The organism is Agrobacterium sp. CCNWLW155, assembly GCF_036888815.1.
Lineage (GTDB): Bacteria > Pseudomonadota > Alphaproteobacteria > Rhizobiales > Rhizobiaceae > Agrobacterium > Agrobacterium radiobacter.
In genome coordinates this window covers 1,070,083-1,087,916 of record NZ_JBAKFW010000001.1, presented here as the reverse complement: position 1 = coordinate 1,087,916, position 17,834 = coordinate 1,070,083, and the positions used below count along the sequence as shown (strand labels likewise).

Genomic DNA, 17,834 nt, shown 5'->3' with positions numbered 1-17,834 from the left:
CCGGGGATAAGCCCGCATTAGGTGATTGGTTCTGCCGCCCTGTGCTATTATATTCCCTCGATATCAGGGAATCGGCGGCAGAACGCATGAAACAATATCTCGATCTTCTCCGGCATGTGATGGAAACCGGCTCCGACCGTGGAGACCGCACCGGCACGGGCACGCGCTCGGTTTTCGGTTACCAGATGCGTTTCGACCTTGCGCAAGGTTTTCCGGTTCTCACCACCAAGAAGCTGCATCTGCGCTCGATCATCCATGAACTCCTGTGGTTCCTGAAGGGCGATACCAATATTGCCTATCTCAAGGAAAACGGCGTTTCCATCTGGGATGAATGGGCTGACGAGAATGGCGATCTCGGCCCCGTCTATGGTGCACAGTGGCGCTCCTGGCCGGCGCCTGACGGACGCCATATCGACCAGATCGCGCTTCTGATCGAGGCCCTGAAAACCAATCCCAATTCCCGCCGCCACATCGTTTCGGCCTGGAACCCCGCGCTGGTGGACGAAATGGCGCTGCCGCCCTGCCATTGCCTGTTCCAGTTCTATGTTTCCGACGGCAAGCTCTCCTGCCAGCTTTACCAGCGCTCGGCGGATATTTTCCTCGGCGTGCCGTTCAATATCGCCTCCTATGCGCTCCTGACGCTGATGGTGGCGCAGGTGACGGGGCTGAAGCCGGGGGATTTCGTCCATACGCTCGGCGATGCGCATATCTATGCCAACCATTTCGAACAGGCGCAGCTGCAGATGACGCGCACACCCAAGGCCTTGCCGACGATGCGCCTCAACCCTGATGTGAAGGACCTTTTCGGCTTTAAGTTCGAAGACTTTACGCTTGAGAATTACGAGGCCGATTCAAGCATCAAGGCGCCGATCGCGGTATGAGTGAGCCGCGCGTCACCATCATCGTCGCGGTGTCCGAAAACGGCGTCATCGGCCGCGACCTCGACATGCCGTGGAAGCTTTCCACTGACCTCAAGCGCTTCAAGGCGATGACAATGGGCAAGCCGCTCATCATGGGCCGCAAGACATTTTTATCCGTCGGCGAGCGCCCCCTGCCGGGCCGTCCGCATATCATCGTCAGCCGCAATGCCGACTATCGGCCTGCAGGCGTTGATGTCGTCTCGTCGCTGGACGAGGCCATGAAACTCGCAAAAACCAAGGCTGCGGAACTGGGTGTGGATGAGGTTTTCGTGGTCGGCGGCGGCGAGATTTACCGTCAGGCCATGCCCTTTGCCGATCAACTTTCCGTCACCCATGTGGCGGTAAAGCTGGATGGAGACACTTTTTTTCCGGAAATCGATCCCGGCGTTTTTGAGAAAACCGAGGAAACCCCCGCTCCCGCAGGGGAAAGGGACAATTATCCCGTTCTGTTCACCACTTATGTGCGCAGAGCCGCGTCAAAGTGAACTATTTACCCTGATTGGGTATTTAGTTACCACCTCTGCGTTGAAACGGACGCTTCTCCTTCTTATAACGGGTCGATATTCCCGCCGCACGCGAGCAATCGCTTTCGAACGGAACCGGGAGAGGCTTTTATAAAGAGGTATTGATGCCCTGGAGCAATCAGAATGGCGGCGGCGGCCCTTGGGGCGGCGGCGGTGGAGGAAACAACCAGGGCGGCGGTGGCGGCCCATGGGGGCAGGGGCCTAACCGGCCTCGCGGCGGTGGCGGCGGCAATGGCGGCCCTCCTGATCTGGAAGAGATCATCCGGCGCAGCCAGGACCGTTTCAGGAATGTCCTGCCGGGCGGCTTCAACGGCGGCGCGGTTGCGATCGTTGTTCTCGTCGTTCTGGTTTTCCTCGGTATCCAGTCCATCTACACCGTCCAGCCGGACGAGCGCGGCGTGGAGCTGCGTTTCGGGCGTCCGAAGGATGAAATTTCGATGCCGGGCCTGCATTTCCATCTGTGGCCGATCGAGACGGTGGAAATCGTCAAGGTGACCGAGCAGCAGCAGAATATCGGTTCGCGCGCTTCGTCGTCTTCAGCGAGCGGCGTGATGCTGACCGGCGACCAGAACATCGTCAACGTGCAGTTCTCGGTGCTCTATACGGTCTCCGATCCGAAATCCTACCTCTTCAACGTCGACAGCCCGGCTGAAACCCTGCAGCAGGTTTCCGAAAGCGCCATGCGCGAAGTCGTCGGCCGTCGTCCGGCACAGGACATCTTCCGCGATAACCGTCAGGCGATCGCAGCGGATGTGCGCACCATCATCCAGTCCACGATGGACGGTTATGGCGCCGGCATCTCCATCAATGCGGTGGCTATTGAAGACGCGGCACCGCCGCGCGAAGTGGCCGACGCCTTCGATGAAGTGCAGCGCGCCGAACAGGACGAAGACCGCTTCGTTCAGGAAGCCAACCAATACGCCAACCAGAAGCTCGGTGCCGCCCGCGGTCAGGCCGCGCAGATCCTCGAAGAAGCGAACGCCTACAAGTCGCGTGTCGTCAACGAGGCACAGGGTGAAGCGCAGCGTTTCATCTCCATCTACGACCAGTATCGCACCGCGCCTGATGTAACCCGTCAGCGCATGTTCCTGGAAACGATGGAACAGGTCCTGAAGGGCTCCAACAAGGTCATCATCGACGAAAAACAGGGTGTGGTGCCTTATCTGCCTCTGAACGAGATCATGCGCGGCAATCCGGGCGCGGCACAGCAGGGAGGCAACTAATATGGGCAACCGTCTTACGGCCATTCTCGTCGGCCTCGCCGTCGTGCTTTTCCTCGGTTATTCGTCGATCTTCGTCGTCAACGAGCGCCAGCAGGCCATTGTCGTTCGCTTCGGTGAAATCCAGGATGTCAAAACCGCGCCGGGCCTCTATTTCAAGCTGCCCTTCGCCTTCATGGACGCCGACCGCGTACAATATGTCGAAAACCGCGCGCTGCGTTTTGATCACGACAATATTCGTGTTCAGGTCTCCGGCGGCAAGTTCTACGAGGTTGATGCCTTCGTGGTCTATCGCATCACGGATGCACGCCGCTTCCGGCAGACGGTCTCGGGTGACCAGATGTCGGCGGAATCGCGCCTGCGTACCCGTCTCGACGCATCGCTGCGCCGGGTCTACGGTCTGCGTGGCTTCGAATCCGCGCTCTCGGATGCACGTGCATCGATGATGCAGGAAGTGCGTGACGATCTGCGTCCCGATGCGGAATCACTCGGCATCAGCATCGTTGACGTGCGCATTCGCCGTACCGACCTGACGCAGGAAGTCTCGCAGCAGACCTTCGAGCGCATGAAGTCGGAACGTCTGGCCGAGGCCGAACTGATCCGCGCCCGTGGTAACGAAGAAGCGCAGCGTCGCCGCGCTATCGCCGACCGTCAGGTCGTGGAATTCGAATCCGATGCGCGTCGTCAGTCCGAAGTGCTGCGCGGTGAAGGCGATGCGGAGCGTAACAAGGTGTTCGGTGAAGCTTTCCAGCGCGACCCGAGCTTCTTCGAGTTCTATCGCTCGATGGCCGCCTATTCCAGCTCACTGAGCGGAACAGGCACGACGCTGGTTCTGTCTCCGGACTCTACCTTCTTCCGTTATTTCAACAACATCGACGGTGTGCCTTCCGCGGCACCTGCCGCACCTGCGCCGGCACCGGCGAACTGATAACGGATAAAATGATTTTGGAGGGCCGGTTTTTACCGGCCCTTTCTTTTTGGTCCGTTTTCGTGCCAAAGCTGTGACTACGGGCAAGGCGTCCCCCGCCTGTTCACGAAAAGGTATTTTTACACTTCATCATTCCGCCTTATGCTTTGCCGATATATGCAGGGCAGGACTATTTGAAACGCGAGGACGCTTATGGCCGTGACCCTTCTTTCGCCTTTTCGCAGCAGCATCGCCGCAATCGCGGGCATCGCGCTTGTGGCGGGTAGCCTTACGGCACCGGTTGCGGCATTGGCGCAGAGCCATGGGCCGGAATCGGTGGCTGATCTTGCTGAGCCGCTTCTCGACGCGGTGGTGAATATTTCCACCTCGCAGAACGTCAAGACCGACGGCAAGGGCCCGGTTCCGCCGAAACTGCCGGAGGGTTCGCCCTTCCAGGAATTCTTCAAGGATTATTTCGACAGCCAGAAGCCGGAAGGCGGTGAAAAGGTTAATTCGCTGGGGTCCGGTTTCGTGATCGACCCGGCCGGTTACGTCGTCACCAACAACCACGTCATCGAGGGTGCCGACGCCATCGAGGTGATTTTCCCTAACGGTTCGAAGCTCAAGGCGACACTGGTTGGCACCGATACGAAAACCGATCTTTCCGTCTTGAAGGTGGAGCCGAAAACGCCGTTGAAGGCCGTCAAGTTCGGTGATTCGCGCAGCATGCGCATCGGCGACTGGGTGATGGCCATCGGCAATCCCTTCGGGCTTGGCGGATCGCTGACGGTCGGTGTTATTTCCGCGCGCGGGCGTAATATCAATGCCGGCCCCTATGACAATTTCATCCAGACGGATGCGGCCATCAACAAGGGCAATTCCGGCGGTCCGCTCTTCAACATGAAGGGCGAGGTGATCGGCATCAATACGGCGATCATTTCCCCGAGCGGCGGTTCGATCGGTATCGGATTCGCCGTGCCGACGGAGCTTGCCCAGAATATCGTCCAGCAGCTCATCGAATTCGGTGAGACGCGCCGCGGCTGGCTCGGTGTTCGTGTCCAGCCCGTCACCGACGATGTGGCGGCAAGCCTCGGCATGGACAGCGCCAAGGGTGCGCTTATCTCCGGCGTCGCCAAGGGCGGACCGGTGGAAAATGGCCCGATCCAGGCCGGCGATGTCGTGCTGAAATTCGACGGCAAGGATATTCACGAGATGCGCGACCTTTTGCGGATCGTGGCGGAAAGCCCTGTCGGCAAGGACGTTGATGTGGTGATCCTGCGTGATGGCAAGGAGGAGACCGTCAAGGTTAAGCTCGGCCAGTTGCAGGATGCGACGGATGAGAAGGCCTCGGCCGAGGACCAACAGAGCGAAGACGGCGATGGCGGTGTGGTCGCACCGGAAGACGATGGCGGCACCGACGATCAGGCGCAGGACCAGACGCCGGAAGTGCGTGAAGCACCGCAGAGCGTGCTCGGCATGAATCTCGTGGTGCTGAGCAACGAGCTGCGCACCGAAAAGGGCATTGCCGAAAGCGTGGAAGGCGTGCTTGTCGCCAGCGTCGATCCGGGGTCACCCGCCGAACAGAAGGGCATGAAGGCCGGCGATATCATCGTCGAGGTCGGGCAGGACTTCATGGAGGTTCCGGGCGATGTGCTGGTGCGCGTCAACGGCCTGAAATCCGAAGGCCGCAAGAATGCGCATATGATGGTGGCCGATGCCCAGGGCAATCTGCGCGTTGTGGCGCTGCCGCTGGAATAAACGCTTTTCGTCCGATCCGTTAGGAATCGGGTGGTTGTCATTCCGGCCGCTCTTTAATCCTTGGGCTCCATCAAACGGAGGCCAAGGATATGAAATTGCTTGAAAACAAGGTTGCCATCATCACCGGTGCGTCATCCGGCATCGGCCGGGCGACTGCGATGCTGTTTGCCGCTCACGGCGCGGCGGTCGTTCTCAATGCGCGCGGCGAAAAGGCGCTGCAGGAGGTTGCCGGCGACATTCGTGAGACCGGCGGCCGCGTCCACGCGGTGGCGGGTGATGCCGGTCTTGCCGAAACCCATTCCCGGCTGGCAGAGGCGGCCGTGAGCGTGTTCGGTGGCCTCGATATCGCCGTCAATAGTGCCGGTGCGGTGGGGGCCATGAAGCCGCTGGCGGAGATTTCGCCTGCGGAATGGGATGATGTACTCAACGTCAATCTTACCTCCGCCTTTCTGGGGGCGCGTTACCAGATACCGCTGATGTTGACGCGTGGCGGCGGCTCCATCGTCTTTACCTCAAGCTTCGTCGGCACCAGCGTCGGCATACCGGGCATGGCGGCTTACGGCGCGGCGAAGGCGGCGTTGATGGGGCTGGTGAAAGGCATTACCGCCGATTATGCCATCAGCGGTATTCGTGCCAATGCGCTGCTGCCCGGCGGGGTCGATACACCGGCCGCCGGCGATGCGGCGCAGAAGGAATGGGCCGCTGGCCTGCATGCGATGAAACGTATCGCTGAGCCGCAGGAAATCGCGCAGGCAGCGCTTTTCCTCGCGAGCCCCATGGCGAGCTTCGTCGCCGGAGCGGCGTTGTTTGCCGATGGCGGTAATGCGGCGGTGAAGTGATGTTCGGACTGGCGGGCAGGTGTCTTATCGCGCCCGCCACTCCTCCAGCGTCAGCGCATAGGTCACATGCGGGCGCAGATGCGGATGCGTCTCTTCCGGCACGCGCGGATGGTCGAAATCGCGTGAAGGATCACGCTTGAGGCCGATACGCTCCATCACCCGCGTTGAACGCTGGTTGTTGTGCACGGCAAAGGAGACGATTTCCGGCGTCTCCTTTTCATCGAAGGCCATGACGAGCAGCGATTGCGCCGCTTCCGTGACATAGCCGTGGCCCCAGAAGCGGGTGGCGAGCCGCCAGCCGATTTCCATGGTTCCGAGCGGGAAGGGCGGGTCGAGATTCATGACGGGGGAAATGCCGCAGAAGCCCATGACTTCGCCGGTCTCGCGCAGTTCCATGGCGTAGAAGCCGTAACCGCTGCCGCGGATCATGCCGTTGATGGTTTCCAGCACGGCGTCCGCTTCCGCATGGCTGCGGCGGAAGGGAAAAAACTCCATGACCTTTTCGTCGGCGTTGATTTCGCGGAACAGGTCACGGTCGCTCTCCTTCCACTCGCGCAAAATGAGTCTCTGTGTCTCTCGGATGATCATGGAGTGACAAAATCCGTCTTGCGGTAGCCCTGGATGTATAGAAGCGCGGTCAGGTCGCCATGGTCGATGCGCATCTGCGCCTCGGCTGCCACGGCCGGCTTGGCGTGCAGGGCTACGCCCGCGCCGGCCAGATGCAGCATGCCGAGATCGTTGGCGCCATCGCCGACTGCCATTGCCTCCTCCGGCGAAATGCCGAGCTTTGCTGCAATATCGTTCAGTGCATCCACCTTTGCCTGTTTGCCGAGGATGGGTTCGGCAACGGTGCCATCAAGTTCGCCATTGGCTTCGCCCAGCAGATTGGCGCGGTCCTCGTCGAAACCGAGCATCGCGGAGACGCGGCCGGTGAAGACGGTGAAGCCGCCGGACACGAGGGCGGTGTAATAGCCCTTGGCCTTCATGGTGGCGATCAGTTCCTTGCCGCCCGGGGTCAGCGTGATGCGCTTTTCGATGACGTCATCGATGACAGAGACCGGCAGGCCCTTCAGCAGCGCCACACGCTCACGCAAAGCAGGTTCGAAAGCGATCTCGCCATTCATGGCGCGGGCGGTGATGGCTGAGACCTTGTCCTTCAACCCGACTTCGGCCGCCAGTTCGTCGATGCATTCCTGGCCGATCATGGTCGAATCCATGTCGGCGATCAGAAGCTTCTTGCGCCGCTGATCCTGTTCCTGGATGACGATATCGATCGGTTTTCCGGCAAGCGCGGCTGCAATCGCGCTGCGTGCCTGTTCGATGGCAGCGCCGGAGGGCAGGGCGATATCGCAGGCAATGCCATCGGCCAGCCAGTAGAGGCCCGATGCGTTGACGGCCTTCGCGGCCGCTTCGCCGAGGGCCGGTGTCAGAACAGGATTTGACGGATTGGCGATAAGCGTGGCAACGAGAGCCATGATGAAAAACCTTGATGAGAATTTTGATGCGATCCTGATAACCGGCCCGACGGCAAGCGGCAAGTCCGCGCTTGCGCTTCGTTTGGCGCGGGAGCGGGACGGCGTCGTCATCAATGCCGACAGCATGCAGGTTTACGACACGCTACGGGTGTTGACCGCCCGGCCATCCGAAGACGAGATGGAGGGCGTGCCGCATCTGCTTTACGGCCATGTGTCGGCGAGCAGCCTCTATTCAACGGGCGAATGGCTGCGGGACATCTCTGCCCTGCTTGCGGATTTACGGGCGCAGGGGCGTTTCCCCGTCATCGTCGGCGGCACGGGACTTTATTTCAAGGCATTGACGGGCGGCCTCTCCGACATGCCCAACATTCCAGAAGACATCCGCGAGAGATTGCGCGCCCGGCTGGTCGAGGAGGAAGCGGCGGTCCTTCATGCGGAACTCGCCGGCCGTGATCCGGCCATGGCGGACACGCTCCAGCCGGGGGACGGGCAGCGTATCGTCCGGGCGCTTGAAGTGCTTGAGGCGACTGGGAAATCGATCCGGGATTTCCAGCAGGCCCGGGGCCCTATGATTATCGACCCCGACCGGGCGCAGAAATTCGTCGTCCTGCCGGAAAGGCCGGTGCTGCATGATCGCATCAATCGTCGTTTTGAGGCGATGATGGAGAGCGGCGCGGTGGGGGAGGTGCAGGCGCTTTTCGCGCTCAATCTTCCGCCTGATGCAACGGCAATGAAGGCGATCGGCGTTGCCCAGATCGCCGATATGCTGGCCGGGCGGATGGGCGAGGCGGAGGTTATCGAAAAATCGGCGGCGGCGACCCGCCAATATGCCAAACGGCAGATGACCTGGTTCCGCAACCAGATGGGAGACGACTGGACACGCATCCAGCCGTAAACGGGCGTCAGTCTTTCCGGTAGAGACTGCCGAGCGGCTTCTTCAGGAGGCTCTCGCGGAGCGAAGGGCGTGTATCGCCGGGCGGCGGGCCATTTTGCGCCTGCATCTGGAAACTGGCCTTGCGCAATTCGTTGACGGCGCCAGAGGCGGTATCGGGTGCCGCCGGATTTGGTGATGCAGGGAGCGTGCGGCCAGGCAGCATGTCCGGGCGATAGGGTTCATATCCCCCCGTTGCGGCTGTGCCCAGTTCCTGCTTCCAGTTGTCGACCTCATCCGTTGCCCGGCTTGGCGCTGCCGGTTCCGGCAGATCGGAAAAGGCCGCTTCAACGCTTTGCTGGAAACCGGTGATAACGGGTTTTGGCGTGGCGCGCATGCGCGTGACGATGCTGTTCAGGTCGACCGTATCGGGGGTCTCGTGGTTCACATGGCTGGTGATGCCGCTCGCCTTCGGCAATTTGGCCGTGACGACGCGGTCAAAACGCATGCGCATCGGTACATTGACGGCCTCGCCAAAAGCAATGGCCTCACCATTGCCGATGGACGACAGAAAACTGGTGGTCGATGTCGATGCGTTCGGTACCGCTGAAAGGATGATCTTCTGGTCGATCTCGTTCGAGAGCCGCATGGCGAAAACGGTCGAGCATTGCGACAGGATGGTCTGATCCAGCTCACTCGGCCGCTGGCTGATGACGCCGAGCGAAATGCCGTATTTGCGGCCCTCCTTGGCGATCTGGGCGATGGATTGGCGGGTGGGGAAAAAGCCGCGCTCGGGGTCGGCAGGCACATAACGGTGCGCTTCCTCGCAGACGACAAGCATATGCAGCGATCCGCGCGCCAGCACCGCCAGTTCGAAGGACATGCGGCAGAGGACCGAAACCACCGAGTTCACCACTTCTGAGGGAATGCCTGACAGCTGGAATACCGAAATCGGCTTTCCTTCCCCGGGAATACGGAAAATATGCGCCACCGTTTCCAGAATGGTGTCGCTGATCGTATTGCTGGAGAACATGAAGTTGTAGCGCGTATCGTTGATGGCCGAGAGGATGCGGCCTTTCAGCGTGCGCAATGCGGGTTTTTCGCCGCGTCCTTCCAGCCGTCCGATACGCTCGTCGATGAGGGCGAGAAGATCGGCCATGCGGTAGGGTACCGGCGTATCGGGTGTGATCGCGCTCTTGTCGGAGGTGCGGCGGACGGCGGAACCTTCGGTGCCGCGAAACGCCTTCTTCGCTTCGGGAATGATGTCGCGGAGGACATCCATTTCTTCCGGCACCGGCTTGCGACCGCGGAAGATGACCTCGGCAAATTCTTCAAGCCGCATCAGCCAGAAGGGCAGGTCCAGCGTATCCGTATCGATGACGACGGAATGATCGGGAAAAGCGGCCGCGAATTCATTGTGTGGATCGAGAATGAGGACACGCAGTTTCGGGTCGGTCTCGATCGCCTTGTTCAGAAGCAGCGAAACGGCGGTGGTCTTGCCCACGCCCGTCGAACCGACGACGGCGAAATGTTTGGCGAGCATCTGCGGAATGCTGATGGCGGCGCCGATCGTATCGTCCTGTGTCAGCCTGCCGATCACGCAGGCGTCACGCTTGCCGCTGTCGTAGATCTTCGAGAGGTCGCTGGTGCGGATGCGGTGCGCCACCGCGCCGAGATAGGGGTAACGCGAGATGCCGGTGGAAAAGCGTTCGCTGCCGTCCTCGGTGCGGTAAACTTCGCCCACGAGTTCAACGTCGATCAGCAGCCTGTTCGGCCTGTCCGCTGCCCAATATTCTTCACCAGTGCGCATGGCGAAGACGAGGGCCGCGACACGGCTCGTGCCCATTTCGATCGAGATCAGGCGTCCGACAGACCAGAGCTGCGACACATCGGTGGTGCCCGGTTCGGTTTCGGCGGCAATGGTGGCGTGTGCGCCGTTACAGGCGATGACGCGGCCGAGCATGCGGTTCGCCGGCTGCTGGCCGGACCGCCGTTCGTTTTCGTCCATGCGGGACGCGTTATGAAACGTGTCGTTATTCACATTTTTTCCCGGTACATGCGATATCGCGGTGGTTCGGGCAGTATCTGCGCTCTCGATATTAAAATATTATGCTTAACAACAGGTGTACCGACTGCGTTCGAAAATTTCGCGGAAGTCTGCTTGCGGGTAATAAAAGAAGGCGGCGGCGATTTTTTCCTGCAATATGCGTTGACGGCTGGGGCTTTTGTGGCTAACACTCCGGCCCATGAAAAATCTTAACGTACTTATCGTGGTGGGACGGCGCATGGGCAGGATGGTGTAACCATCCGGCGAAAGCACCCATGCGCTGAACGAGGCTCCTCTAGGGGCCTTTTTTTATGTCTTCAAACAGGCCCTCGGGCTCCTCGATATCCAAAGCCAAAGCGGGATGGAAACAGGCAATGACGGATAAGGACAATACGGAAAACAGCAATCGCATGACAGGTGCGGAGATCGTTCTGCAGGCGCTGAAGGATAACGGCGTCGAGCACATCTTCGGTTACCCCGGCGGTGCCGTGCTTCCGATCTATGACGAGATTTTCCAGCAGGAAGACATCCAGCACATTCTCGTGCGCCACGAGCAGGGCGCCGGCCACGCGGCCGAAGGTTATGCCCGCTCCACCGGCAAGGTCGGCGTCATGCTCGTCACGTCAGGCCCCGGCGCGACGAATGCGGTCACCCCGCTGCAGGATGCGCTGATGGATTCCATTCCGCTCGTCTGCCTCTCCGGCCAGGTTCCGACATCGCTGATCGGCTCCGACGCGTTTCAGGAATGTGACACCGTCGGCATCACGCGCCCCTGCACCAAGCACAACTGGCTGGTGAAGGACGTCAACGAATTGGCGGGCATTATCCATGAAGCCTTCCGCATCGCGCAGACGGGTCGTCCCGGACCTGTTGTTGTCGATATTCCGAAGGACATCCAGTTCGCCACCGGCACCTACACGCCGCCTTCCGCCGCCATCCAGCATGAGAGCTACAAGCCGAAGGTCCAGGGCGACCTCAATGCCATTCATGCGGCCATCGAGCTGATGTCGAAGGCGAAGAAGCCGGTTTTCTACACCGGCGGCGGCGTCATCAATTCCGGCCCGGAGGCCACCCGTCTGCTGCGTGAACTGGTAGAGCTGACCGGTTTCCCGATCACGTCGACCCTGATGGGTCTCGGCGCCTATCCGGCATCGGGCAAGAACTGGCTCGGCATGCTGGGCATGCACGGTTCCTACGAAGCCAATATGACGATGCATGATTGTGATGTCATGGTCTGCGTCGGCGCGCGTTTCGACGACCGAATTACCGGCCGCATCAACGCGTTTTCGCCGAATTCCAAGAAGATCCACATCGACATCGATCCGTCCTCGATCAACAAGACGGTTCGCGTCGACGTGCCCGTTATCGGCGATGTCAGCCATGTTCTGGAAGATATGGTCCGCCTGTGGCGTGCCCTGCCGAAGAAACCGGAAAAGGCGCAGACCGCCGACTGGTGGGCGCAGATCGAGCGCTGGCGTGCCCGCAACTCCTTCGCCTACAAGAACTCCAACGATGTCATCATGCCGCAATATGCGTTGCAGCGGCTTTATGAGGCTTCGAAGGGGCGTGACACCTACATTACGACAGAAGTCGGGCAGCATCAGATGTGGGCGGCGCAGTTCTTCGGCTTCGAGGAGCCGAACCACTGGATGACGTCAGGTGGTCTCGGCACCATGGGTTACGGCCTGCCGGCAGCCATCGGCGTTCAGGTTGCACACCCGGAAGCGCTCGTCATCGATATCGCCGGTGACGCCTCGATCCAGATGTGCATTCAGGAAATGTCCTGCGCCATCCAGTACGGTCTGCCGGTGAAGATCTTCATCCTCAACAACCAGTACATGGGCATGGTGCGCCAATGGCAGCAGCTGCTGCATGGCAACCGCCTGTCCAACTCCTATACCGAAGCGATGCCTGACTTCGTCAAGCTCGCGGAAGCCTATGGAGCGGTCGGCATGTATTGCGACGATCCTAGGGAATTGGACGAGAAGATCGCCGAGATGATCGCGGTCAACAAGCCGGTTATCTTCGATTGCCGCGTTGCCAATCTTGCCAATTGCTTCCCGATGATCCCGTCTGGTAAGGCTCATAACGAGATGCTGTTGCCGGATGAGGCGACGGATGAAGCTGTTGCCAACGCCATTGACGCCAAGGGCCGTCAGCTAGTCTGAGCCGGGAGAGGAAAAGGACATGAACGCACACCTACAGCCCACCGGCTCCGCCTATTTCATCCAGAAGGAAACGGCTGCCGTCGAAAATCATACGCTGTCGGTTCTCGTCAGCAACGAGCCGGGTGTTCTCGCCCGGGTCATCGGCCTGTTTTCCGGCCGTGGCTACAACATCGAAAGCCTGACGGTTTCCGAGACCGAACATGAGGCGCATCTGTCGCGCATCACCATCGTCACGCGCGGTACCCCCATCGTGCTGGAGCAGATCAAGGCGCAGCTGGAACGTATCGTGCCCGTGCACCGGGTTCTCGATCTCACCGTTCGTGCCCGCGAACTGGGGCAGGAGCGGCCTATCGAGCGCGAAGTCGCCCTCATCAAGGTTGCCGGCACGGGTGAAGTGCGCGCCGAAGCCCTGCGCCTTGCGGATGCGTTTCAGGCCAAGGTGGTGGATGCGACTGTCGAGCATTTCATCTTCGAAATCACCGGCAAGTCATCGAAGATCGACCAGTTCGTGGCCATCATCAAGCCGCTCGGCCTGATCGAAATTTGCCGCACCGGTATTGCGGCGATGAATCGCGGTTCGCAGGGAATGTAATCTCCGTATTTGGAGCAGATGCTGAAATATAAGCCCGCGGTTCGCCGCGGGTTTTTTTATGGCGTTGTTCCGCTCGATCCAACATTCAACCGTATGGTTGACTTTCTGGATCGGCAGTCTATATTCAACAACATGGTTGAATTATCTGCTTCACATCTCGACACCGTCTTTCATGCTCTTGGCGATGCCACGCGACGCACGATGCTGCGTGATCTGTCCCGCGGCGAGCGCACGGTAAGCCAGTTGGCCAAGCCGTTCGACATATCGCTCGCTGCGGCTTCAAAGCACATCAAGGCGCTGGAAAATGCCGGGCTCATCCGCCGTGAGGTGAGGGGGCGCACCCATGTCTGCCGCCTTTCGCCGGAACGGTTGGCGGAAGCGCATGAATGGCTGGATTTCTACCGGCAGTTCTGGGGCAGTCGCCTCGATATTCTTGAGCAGATGCTCAGGGAGGATGATCAGGGAAAAATCCCTGCAGATGGAGGAAATGACAATGGCTGATATTGCAATGCCTGACGCCTATGGCCGTCTCGTCGAGCCGACGACCCTGAAGATCGAACGGCTGCTGCCGGGACCGATCGACCGGGTCTGGGCCTATCTGACACAAAGCGAACTTCGCCGCCGCTGGCTGGCTTCCGGCGAAATGCGGCTTGCGCCCGATGCACCGTTCGAGCTGGTGTGGCGCAACGATGAGCTTTCCAATCCGCCCGGCAGGCGCCCGGAAGGCTTTTCCGAAGAAGACCGTATGGCTTCCCGCATCATTACCGTGGTCCCACCGCACCGTCTCGTCTTTAGTTGGGGCGAAGGTGGCGAGGTCTCGATCGAACTTCAGGCTCTTGGCAAGGATGTGCTGCTGACGCTGGTTCATCGCCGGCTGGCCGACAGGAGGACGAGGCTTGACGTCAGCGCTGGCTGGCATGTGCATCTCGACATTCTCGCCGCCCGTCTTCAGGAGAAGGAGCCGGGGCCGTTCTGGGATACATGGCTGGGACTGAAAGAAGAATATGAGCGGCGTATACCGTAACGGAGCGGTGCTTTGTTGGACACAACGGCGCGGCTTTCCGCGCCGTTTTTTCAAGTGCGGCCTGCCGTGGCGCTGGCACAATTGCTTTGCTCACATTCCGATTCAACTGCCTGATCGACAGATTCCGGACAGTCTCTTAACGTACTGTTATATCAAAGCATTTCCAGCGCGGTTCTGCGCGTCGGTGGCGGGAAGGCGGCATCGAGCTCCGCCCAGTCTTCATCGGTTATTTCAAGATCCGTCGCACCGCGGTTTTCCTCGACCCGTGCGATGCTGGCGGATTTCGGAATGGCGATGACGCCGTCCCTTTCCAGCAGAAAGGCGAGCGCCAGCTGGGCCGGGGTTGCCTGATAGGCCTTGGCGATGCGGATGAGTTCATGGTTCTTCAAAATGCGGCCCTGTTCGATGGGGGAATAGGCCATCAGCGGCACGCCATGCTCCTGGCACCACGGCAGCAGTGAAAATTCCGGCCCGCGTCGGGACAGGTTGTATAGCACCTGATTGGCGGCGCAGTTTTTGCCGTCAGGAACCGCGAAAAGCTCCTCCATGTCGTCGCTGTCGAAATTGGAGACGCCCCAGTCGCCGATCTTGCCGTCGCGCTTCAGCCTTTCGAAAGCCGCTACGGTTTCCGCAAGCGGGTGCTCGCCACGCCAGTGCAGCAGATAGAGATTGATGTGGTCGGTGCCGAGCCTTGCGAGACTGCGCTCGCAGGCTTCCGCCGTGCCTCTGGCGCTGGCGTTCCAGGGGTAGACCTTGCTGACCAGAAACACCTCGTCGCGACGGCCGGCGATTGCCGCGCCGACCACTTCCTCCGATCTGCCGTCCGCATACATTTCCGCCGTGTCGACCAGCGTCATGCCGAGATCGATCGCCTTGCGGACGCTTTCGACCTCCTGCGGCGCGGATGATCGCGTCTCCCCCATGTTCCAGGTGCCGAGGCCAAGGGCCGGAACCTCTTTTCCTGATGGCAGGGTGACGGAAGGAATGTCGTCATACATCGGTTCGCTCCAGCGATTGGTGATTGGACAATAGCCCTTTGTTCCGACTTCTCAAACCCGGCATGGAAAGTATTGATCCATCAAAAAAATTGACCGCGCCCATCGATCCGGCGGGGTGGCTTGATGATGGTCCGACGGATAGGGTTTCTGCTCAAGGAGAAATCATGACTGCCGAAACCTTTGTCGCGCTGGTGCTGTTTGCCTTCACCACCTCCATCACACCAGGCCCGAACAATATGATGCTGTTTGCGTCAGGCGTGAATTTCGGATTCCGCCGCACCATCCCGCATATGCTGGGCATCGGCGCAGGGTTCCTGTCGCTGCTGATCGGGGTCGGCTTCGGTCTCGGCGCGTTGCTGCATTCGGTGCCCGTGCTTTACACCGGCCTGAAATTCGCAGGTGGTCTCTATCTCGTCTGGATCGCATGGAAGATCGGTACTTCCCGCAGCCTCAGCGAAGGTTCGGCCGCATCGGCGCCGATGAGTTTCATTGCTGCCGCCGCCTTTCAGTGGGTCAATCCCAAGGCCTGGGTGATGGCGGTGACGGCGATGGCGACCTATACGGATGAGCGGCAATATTTTTTCACCGTCCTTTTCGTCGGTGTGGCCTTCGCCGCGGTCAATCTTCCCAGTGTTTCGACCTGGGCGGGTTTCGGCTCCGCCTTGCGCGACTGGCTCGCTGTGCCGGTCCGGCTCAAATGGTTCAATATCACCATGGCCGTGCTTCTTGTCATCAGCCTCTGGCCGATGCTGAAATAACAGCCCTCACGTCGGAAACTGCCGGTAACATTCCTCGGCGATCGCCTGCACTTCGTCGCGCGTCAGTTCGGCGGACACGGCGTAACCCAGTTCGTTGTCGATCCAGTAGAAGGTCTCGATGCCATCGGCGCTGGCCATGCGGAAGCTGGTGGTGCGGTTTTCCTCGTTGTGGCCGATCAGCACCGTCACCCTGCGGCCGGTCTTGTCCTGATACATCAGCATCGCGCCCGGCTTGCCGCTGACGGGGATAAGACGCCCGCCGACGAGGTCATATCCGATCTTCGAGAGATCGGGGATGGTGAAGGGGTAGCCGAGCCGCTTGCCGAGCCATGTCGCGAGATGCTGCTGCTCTCCGGCGCCGACTTCAACGGGATGGCGCACCTCGCTCGCATAGATGAGATAGGCGGATTTCGCCTGTGCCGGAATATCCGTCGTCAGCGACGCCAGAGTCACGTCCTGCGGCGTGGAAAAAGACGGCGGCAGAAGCCTGCCGGCCGCAGCACCCGCCACGAAGATCAAAAGGGCGGCCGCTGTTTGCAGGAGAACCGGTTTTACCCGCCATGCGCGCTCCCTCTTTTGCGGGCTGAGCATCGATGCGTCATGCGGATGTGCGGCGGCATAGGAGGCGAAGGCATTGCGCAGAATATCGGCCTGTTTTCTCCATTCCTCCACGCGGGCCTGCTCTTCCGGCCTTTCCGCCAGCCAGGCCTCGACAGCCGCGCGGTCGTCGTCGGAAAGAAGTCCGTCGACATAGGCGTGCAGGTCGTCTTCGGTTATGGCGTCGGGCCGTTTCATCGTGGTCTCCGCAGGGGTATGATATTATCCGCCGCCAGGTGCTGGCGAAGGGTTTCGCGGGCGCGGGACAGTCTGGACATGACGGTGCCGAGCGGGATCGATAGTGTCTCGGCCGCCTCCTGATAGCTGTAGCCCTCCACCGTCACCAGCATCAGCACCGCGCGCATGTCGGGCGAAAGAAGGGCGAGCGCGCCGTGCAGGCGGTCATTCTCCAGCGTGTCGGAGAGCGTCTCCGGGCCGGCGATGGTCTCATGGCCGTCGAGGCTTTCGGACGGGTGACGTTTCTCGGCGCGGTGGCGGTTACGATAAAGATTCGTCATTATCGTGTAAGCCCATGTTTTTAAACCTGTTCCGCGCCATTGCCTTTGATTGGCCAGCGCCTTTTCCACGCAGTCCTGCAAGAGGTCCTCGCCATCGGCGTCAGAACGGGAAAGGCTGCGGGAATAACGGCGCAGCATGGGTATCAGCGCCAGCATCTCCGTTTCGAAGCTGCCGGCTGCGGGGGAATGGTTCCCCCGCTTTTCGCCATTCATGCCATCAGGGTTTTGCGGCATCCCATACACCGTTCACACCATCACCGGTGGCATCGCCCTTCTTGGTATCCTTGACCCAGTAATAAAGCGGCATGCCATCCTTTGCCCACTGCATCTTGCCATCCTTGCGCTTCACGAGGGAATAGGCGCCCTCGGCCTTGTCGCTGGCGGCTGCGAAAAACGGCGGCCAGTTTACCGCGCATTTGTCATAACAATTGGATACGCCCTTCTTGTCGTTCTTGAAAGTGTAGAGCGTCATGCCTTTTTCGCCCGCCAGCACGTCGCCTTTGGCGGTCTTGACCGTTTCGACCGCAGGGGCGGCATAGGCCGTTCCGGCAAAAGCCAGAACGAGGGCGGGAACGATAAAGCGGATTTTCATGGACATATCCTCCTTGGTTCGGGCGG

The 17,834-nt window shown here is 60.2% G+C and carries 20 protein-coding genes; 13 read left to right on the top strand and 7 right to left on the bottom strand.

Annotation, left to right across the window (positions count from 1 at the left end; translation table 11 throughout):
• Positions 1 to 86: 86 nt before the first annotated feature.
• From V6S97_RS05535 to V6S97_RS05510, 6 genes are all read left to right on the top strand, one after another.
• Positions 87 to 881: a thymidylate synthase gene (locus V6S97_RS05535; protein ID WP_003507534.1), complete on the top strand. Its 795-nt coding sequence runs from the start codon at positions 87 to 89 to the stop codon at positions 879 to 881.
• Positions 878 to 1,405, top strand: coding sequence for a dihydrofolate reductase (locus V6S97_RS05530; protein WP_129566291.1), 528 nt, complete (start codon positions 878 to 880; stop codon positions 1,403 to 1,405). Before V6S97_RS05535 ends, V6S97_RS05530 begins: the two co-directional genes overlap by 4 nt.
• A 143-nt stretch (positions 1,406 to 1,548) precedes the next feature.
• The gene (hflK, locus tag V6S97_RS05525) at positions 1,549 to 2,667 is read left to right on the top strand and encodes an FtsH protease activity modulator HflK (protein ID WP_003507538.1); all 1,119 of its coding nucleotides are present in this window, start codon (positions 1,549 to 1,551) and stop codon (positions 2,665 to 2,667) included.
• Position 2,668: 1 nt separating this feature from the next.
• A complete protein-coding gene (gene hflC / locus V6S97_RS05520) occupies positions 2,669 to 3,592 on the top strand; it encodes a protease modulator HflC (RefSeq protein WP_060727395.1) in 924 nt (307 codons plus the stop codon).
• A gap of 192 nt (positions 3,593 to 3,784) precedes the next feature.
• Complete coding sequence (locus V6S97_RS05515) at positions 3,785 to 5,329, top strand: Do family serine endopeptidase (protein WP_003507542.1); 1,545 nt, start codon at positions 3,785 to 3,787, stop codon at positions 5,327 to 5,329.
• An 89-nt stretch (positions 5,330 to 5,418) separates the two neighbouring features.
• On the top strand, positions 5,419 to 6,168 hold the full coding sequence (locus tag V6S97_RS05510; protein ID WP_334426231.1) for an SDR family oxidoreductase: 750 nt from the start codon (positions 5,419 to 5,421) through the stop codon (positions 6,166 to 6,168).
• A 24-nt stretch (positions 6,169 to 6,192) separates the two neighbouring features.
• On the opposite strand, the gene V6S97_RS05505 is transcribed toward V6S97_RS05510, so the two are convergent.
• Positions 6,193 to 6,756 carry a GNAT family N-acetyltransferase gene (locus tag V6S97_RS05505; protein ID WP_003507545.1) on the bottom strand — a complete coding sequence of 188 codons (564 nt, stop codon included), beginning with the start codon at positions 6,754 to 6,756 and terminating at the stop codon, positions 6,193 to 6,195.
• Positions 6,753 to 7,643 carry a phosphoserine phosphatase SerB gene (gene serB / locus V6S97_RS05500; protein WP_003507547.1) on the bottom strand — a complete coding sequence of 297 codons (891 nt, stop codon included), beginning with the start codon at positions 7,641 to 7,643 and terminating at the stop codon, positions 6,753 to 6,755. The genes V6S97_RS05505 and serB overlap by 4 nt, the downstream gene beginning before the upstream one ends.
• On the opposite strand from serB, the gene miaA reads away from it, so the two are divergent.
• The gene (gene miaA, locus V6S97_RS05495) at positions 7,642 to 8,538 is read left to right on the top strand and encodes a tRNA (adenosine(37)-N6)-dimethylallyltransferase MiaA (RefSeq protein ID WP_334426230.1); all 897 of its coding nucleotides are present in this window, start codon (positions 7,642 to 7,644) and stop codon (positions 8,536 to 8,538) included. The genes serB and miaA overlap by 2 nt on opposite strands.
• A gap of 7 nt (positions 8,539 to 8,545) precedes the next feature.
• Here the strand turns inward: miaA and V6S97_RS05490 are convergent, their stop codons facing one another.
• Positions 8,546 to 10,555, bottom strand: a complete 2,010-nt coding sequence (locus tag V6S97_RS05490) for an ATP-binding protein (protein WP_334426229.1) — start codon at positions 10,553 to 10,555, stop codon at positions 8,546 to 8,548.
• On the opposite strand from V6S97_RS05490, the gene V6S97_RS05485 reads away from it, so the two are divergent.
• From V6S97_RS05485 to V6S97_RS05465, 5 genes are all read left to right on the top strand, one after another.
• Positions 10,535 to 10,774, top strand: coding sequence for a hypothetical protein (locus tag V6S97_RS05485; RefSeq protein WP_162687082.1), 240 nt, complete (start codon positions 10,535 to 10,537; stop codon positions 10,772 to 10,774). The genes V6S97_RS05490 and V6S97_RS05485 overlap by 21 nt on opposite strands.
• A 161-nt stretch (positions 10,775 to 10,935) precedes the next feature.
• Positions 10,936 to 12,729: an acetolactate synthase 3 large subunit gene (locus V6S97_RS05480; RefSeq protein WP_334426228.1), complete on the top strand. Its 1,794-nt coding sequence runs from the start codon at positions 10,936 to 10,938 to the stop codon at positions 12,727 to 12,729.
• Between the two features lie 19 nt (positions 12,730 to 12,748).
• Positions 12,749 to 13,321, top strand: coding sequence for an acetolactate synthase small subunit (ilvN, locus tag V6S97_RS05475; protein WP_003507555.1), 573 nt, complete (start codon positions 12,749 to 12,751; stop codon positions 13,319 to 13,321).
• 132 nt (positions 13,322 to 13,453) lie between these two features.
• A complete protein-coding gene (locus tag V6S97_RS05470) occupies positions 13,454 to 13,822 on the top strand; it encodes an ArsR/SmtB family transcription factor (protein ID WP_113076599.1) in 369 nt (122 codons plus the stop codon).
• Complete coding sequence (locus tag V6S97_RS05465) at positions 13,815 to 14,345, top strand: SRPBCC family protein (protein WP_020009344.1); 531 nt, start codon at positions 13,815 to 13,817, stop codon at positions 14,343 to 14,345. The genes V6S97_RS05470 and V6S97_RS05465 overlap by 8 nt, the downstream gene beginning before the upstream one ends.
• 152 nt (positions 14,346 to 14,497) lie before the next feature.
• On the opposite strand, the gene V6S97_RS05460 is transcribed toward V6S97_RS05465, so the two are convergent.
• Complete coding sequence (locus tag V6S97_RS05460; protein WP_334426227.1) at positions 14,498 to 15,343, bottom strand: aldo/keto reductase; 846 nt, start codon at positions 15,341 to 15,343, stop codon at positions 14,498 to 14,500.
• Positions 15,344 to 15,507: 164 nt separating this feature from the next.
• On the opposite strand from V6S97_RS05460, the gene V6S97_RS05455 reads away from it, so the two are divergent.
• Entirely contained in the window at positions 15,508 to 16,101 is a 594-nt protein-coding gene (locus tag V6S97_RS05455) for a LysE family translocator (RefSeq protein ID WP_112591466.1), read from the top strand.
• Between the two features lie 6 nt (positions 16,102 to 16,107).
• On the opposite strand, the gene V6S97_RS05450 is transcribed toward V6S97_RS05455, so the two are convergent.
• The 3 genes from V6S97_RS05450 to V6S97_RS05440 are packed head-to-tail and all read right to left on the bottom strand — an operon-like array spanning position 16,108 to position 17,814.
• Positions 16,108 to 16,896 (bottom strand): anti-sigma factor family protein, encoded by a 789-nt coding sequence (locus tag V6S97_RS05450; RefSeq protein ID WP_003507567.1) that lies wholly within the window; start codon positions 16,894 to 16,896, stop codon positions 16,108 to 16,110.
• Positions 16,893 to 17,450 (bottom strand): RNA polymerase sigma factor, encoded by a 558-nt coding sequence (locus tag V6S97_RS05445; RefSeq protein WP_334426226.1) that lies wholly within the window; start codon positions 17,448 to 17,450, stop codon positions 16,893 to 16,895. The genes V6S97_RS05450 and V6S97_RS05445 overlap by 4 nt, the downstream gene beginning before the upstream one ends.
• Positions 17,434 to 17,814: a COG4315 family predicted lipoprotein gene (locus tag V6S97_RS05440; RefSeq protein ID WP_077998921.1), complete on the bottom strand. Its 381-nt coding sequence runs from the start codon at positions 17,812 to 17,814 to the stop codon at positions 17,434 to 17,436. Before V6S97_RS05440 ends, V6S97_RS05445 begins: the two co-directional genes overlap by 17 nt.
• Positions 17,815 to 17,834: the final 20 nt, after the last annotated feature.